Consider the following 3,654-nt stretch of genomic DNA (forward strand, 5'->3'; position numbering starts at 1 on the left):
ATTCCGAGCTTCGAGGAGATCGGCCGGGCACTGCAGGCGCTGACTGCCGCGTCGTTGATGGCGTTCGATCCCTTCACGCCCGGTAGCCCGTTCTGCCCGGGAGAGTGCACGATAGTCACCGACGCAAACGCCGACTACATCAACTTGGTGCAAGCCATTAATCAAGCCTGGCCGGGGAACGAAACGATCGAGACCTGGCTGAACGCCTACGCCAACGGCGTCGCCAATGTCCCGACCGAAGACCAGATCCAAAGGGCGATCGAGATCCTGCAGCAAGGCTTCTGGGACTTCGACAACCCGAGCCCGCCGGCCGGGAGCGGCCCAGATTTCACCGAGACGGCGCAGTGGTTCTACAACTTCTGGACATCGCTTGGCTTCGATCCCAGCTCCAACCCTCAGCCGTACGATTTTTCGGCGCTATTGAGTGCATTCGCTCCCGAACAGCTGAACGGCGACTGGACTTCGCTGGTGAACGCGTTCGATCCCGCTCAGCTCGCGACCGACTGGACCTCGCTGCTGAACGCGTTCGACCCCGCTCAGCTCGCGGCCGATTGGGTCTCTTCGGGAGCCGCTTTCGATCCTTCGTCGATGGCGATGGATTGGGCGGCAATGCTGGCCGGGCTCGGTTTGTAATCACGCGCCTGGAGTAGCTCTCCCGTCGAGCAGGTGACCCATCTCGACACCTGTGGCGAACCGAGCCTGGCTCGATCCTGACCGGGCATCAGTCAGATGATCTGTCCAATAAATTGGACATGCGATCACTTATTGCACAGCACGTAAATATATGTGAGCCTGATCACGATCCGTTTTAGCGATTTCCTTCAGTTTTTGTCCGAACTTAGATTCTCTTAGTGTAAGTTCAGCGCACGGATCAATCGAACTGACTTAGGGGGCGTCATGCAGGCTGTTTCGCGTCGCTACGCCATGGCCGCCGCCGCACTCGCGGCGACCAGCGTCGTTGCCGTCACTCCGATCGTGCCGCGGGTCGCCGAGCTGCCCGTCGTCAGCATGGCGACGCGTCTGGTCGACTCATCCATCGCCAACATCCCGCTGAATTTGTTCTACGACCTGGTCAATATTCCGGCCAACGAGCTTCATGCAACGCAATTCTTCACCGACAACCTGTTTATGGCCGGCCCGTGGTTCGTCGTCAGCCCAACGAACCTCTGGGGAGTCGACCCCGGCGACCCGACCCACTTCATGTCGGTCGAAAACTTCTTGATTCCGTTCCCCGAGCTGAGCGGAATGAATGCACCGGAAACCGACTTCAGCGCGGGGCTGGGCCAGCAGCTGTGGGGCTTCGTCGCCTCTGAGCTACCGACGAGTGCCTCCTGCGACGCCGCGGCCTGTGCGCCGTTTGAGCCGTCGAGTCCGATCACCGGGCTGCAAGGGGTCGACTTTTACGCGTGGCTGGGGCAAGTCCTGTCCGGCCAGGAGAAATTCCCGCTTTTCGACAACTGGTTCAACGCGCAGTACGTCAACGGTCAGTTCTTCTTCGATCCGGCGGCAGACGGCAGCACCGACCCCAGCGGCGCCGTTCATTCCTTCGATGGTTGGTCATCGATGACTGGTCTTCTCGGCGGCCAAGGTATCCCCGGCACGGGCGTCGGCGACGCGATGCCGTGGTCCGGCGAAACCTACACATTTGAACCCTGGGTGCCGGTCGAAAACTTCTTCAACAGCTTGATGGCAGACCCCGTGACTACCGGCCTCGGCGGCACCGGCATCGACCCGATCTACGGCGACCCGACCGAGATCGCGCAGACCATGCAGGCCTTCATGGCGGGCTTGACATTTTTCGATCCGTTCACTCCGGGAAGCCCCTTCTGTGCAGACACCTGCGCCCCGATCACCAGCGCGCATATGGACTACCCGGACCTGATCAAGGAAATCGGAAACATGATGCCGGGCAATCCGGTGATCAACGAATGGCTGGCCGACTACGGCAACGGCACGGCCAATGTCCCGACGGCCGAGCAGATCGCGAATTCCATTGCGCTGCTGCAGAATCACAACTTCTGGGACTTCCAAGACCCGCCATACGTGGGCAACAACACGCCGGGCAGCTTCGATATCGCCACACTGGCACCCCAATTCCACCAGTTCTGGGAGCAACTCGGCTTCAACGTTCCGCCGCTGAACGACCCGGGTGCCTACCCGGCGGAAGCGGCGAGCAGCGTCGATCCCAGCCAGTTGGCGTCGAGCATGACCGCGTTGACAGCGATGCTGGGTACGTCCTCGATTTCGGACTTCTTATCCACTATGACGGCGGATCTGACGACGCAACTGCAAGCGGACTTCAGCGCAATGCTGGCGTCCCTCGCCGCAGACCTGCCAGCTAACTTCGCGAGCACTTTGCCGGCAGACCTGCTGACGTTGTTCTAAGCCGCAACCCGCGGTGGGCACGGCGCACGGCGGGTCCGACACGCTGTGGCTCACGGGCTACGCGCTCAAGCCCCTGCTCATGACCCGATCCCACATCCGGTCGGTCAGTAGCGCTCGGGCAAGCACAGAGGCCTTTCCCGACGCGCCGACGATGTAGCGGGGCTTGGGGTTTTTCGCCTCGATGGCCCGGAGCACCGCGCGGGCGACGGTGTCGGCGCTGACCATCATGCCCGGCATCTTGGTCAAGGCCCGCGTGGTGTCGGCGTAGCGGCGTTTGAACTCGCCGTACGGATCGTCATCGGAGTATGAGTGCGTGGCTTCGAGTTGGGATTGGACAAACCTGGTACGCACCCCGGTCGGATCGATCAGCACAACGCGGACCCCGAACTGCGCTACTTCGGCCCGGAGAGCAAGCGAAAGCGCCTCGACGCCGTACTTGGCGATGTGGTAGGCGCCCGCGCCCGGGCTGGTGAACCGCCCGCCGGTGCTCCCGATGGTGACGATGGCGCCCGTTCCCCGAGCGCGCATGCTGGGTAGCACGGCCTGTGAGAGGTTGAGCGTCGCTATCACGTTGGTCTCCAAAAGGTTTCGCAATTGGTCCAACGTCACTTGCTCGAGAGGGCAGGGAAGCGGGAATCCGGCGCTATTGACCAGAACGTCGACGCCTCCGTAGGCGGTGTGGATTTCCTCCAGAAGTCGGGTCACCGCGGCCTCGTCGGTGACGTCGAGGGCGCGGGCCTGCAGGCCCCGTGACTGCAAGCTCTCGAGAGCAGTCGGATTGCGGCCGACCGCGAACACCACATAATTCCGGGCCTGCAGCAGGTAGGCAGTCGCCTCACCGATACCGCTCGTCGCTCCCGTGACCAGAGCAACGGACTTGGCTGTCATCGAATCAGGGCTCCTTGCAACGATATCGACGATCCGGCGGGCGACGTGGCGAGGCACGTCCGGAGTTGCGTGCGGATGACAGCGTAGCGAATCAGTCAGCGCGGCCATCGAGACGGCGCGAGTGCAAAGCCCTTAAATGCCGTTGGACCGCCGGCTCATAGAGAAAGGAAGTCGACCGGGTTCGCGAATAACCCGGTGAGGCTGGATAGCAGATCGGCACCCAACGCTGAGGTGGCGTCCGCCGCTGTGCTGGATCCGAACAGCGCACTGAGCTCTGTTGTTGTGTAGGTGCTGAGGTCGGCTAGCAATGCGCTGAGGTTCGGCTGTCCGCTCAAATCCCCGGCCAGTGCACTGGCGGCGGGCAGCACTGAGGCGGCCGCC

3 protein-coding genes and 1 pseudogene are annotated in these 3,654 nt (G+C 62.3%); 2 read left to right on the forward strand and 2 right to left on the reverse strand.

Annotated elements, in window-relative coordinates:
• Together WB785_RS06230 and WB785_RS06235 are read left to right on the forward strand one after the other, a co-directional pair.
• Positions 1-633: pseudogene (locus WB785_RS06230) on the forward strand (hypothetical protein); the annotation flags it as partial.
• A gap of 264 nt (positions 634-897) precedes the next feature.
• A complete protein-coding gene (locus WB785_RS06235) occupies positions 898-2,385 on the forward strand; it encodes a hypothetical protein (protein ID WP_424077895.1) in 1,488 nt (495 codons plus the stop codon).
• Positions 2,386-2,442: 57 nt separating this feature from the next.
• Here WB785_RS06235 and WB785_RS06240 read toward each other — a convergent pair whose 3' ends face one another.
• Both WB785_RS06240 and WB785_RS06245 read right to left on the reverse strand, forming a co-directional pair.
• The gene (locus tag WB785_RS06240; RefSeq protein WP_424077896.1) at positions 2,443-3,273 is read right to left on the reverse strand and encodes an SDR family NAD(P)-dependent oxidoreductase; all 831 of its coding nucleotides are present in this window, start codon (positions 3,271-3,273) and stop codon (positions 2,443-2,445) included.
• 155 nt (positions 3,274-3,428) lie between these two features.
• Positions 3,429-3,654 (reverse strand): hypothetical protein (locus WB785_RS06245; protein WP_424077897.1); only part of this gene is annotated, 226 nt, incomplete at its 5' end.

The sequence above is a fragment of the Mycobacterium sp. genome (assembly GCF_049585075.1).
GTDB lineage: Bacteria > Actinomycetota > Actinomycetes > Mycobacteriales > Mycobacteriaceae > Mycobacterium.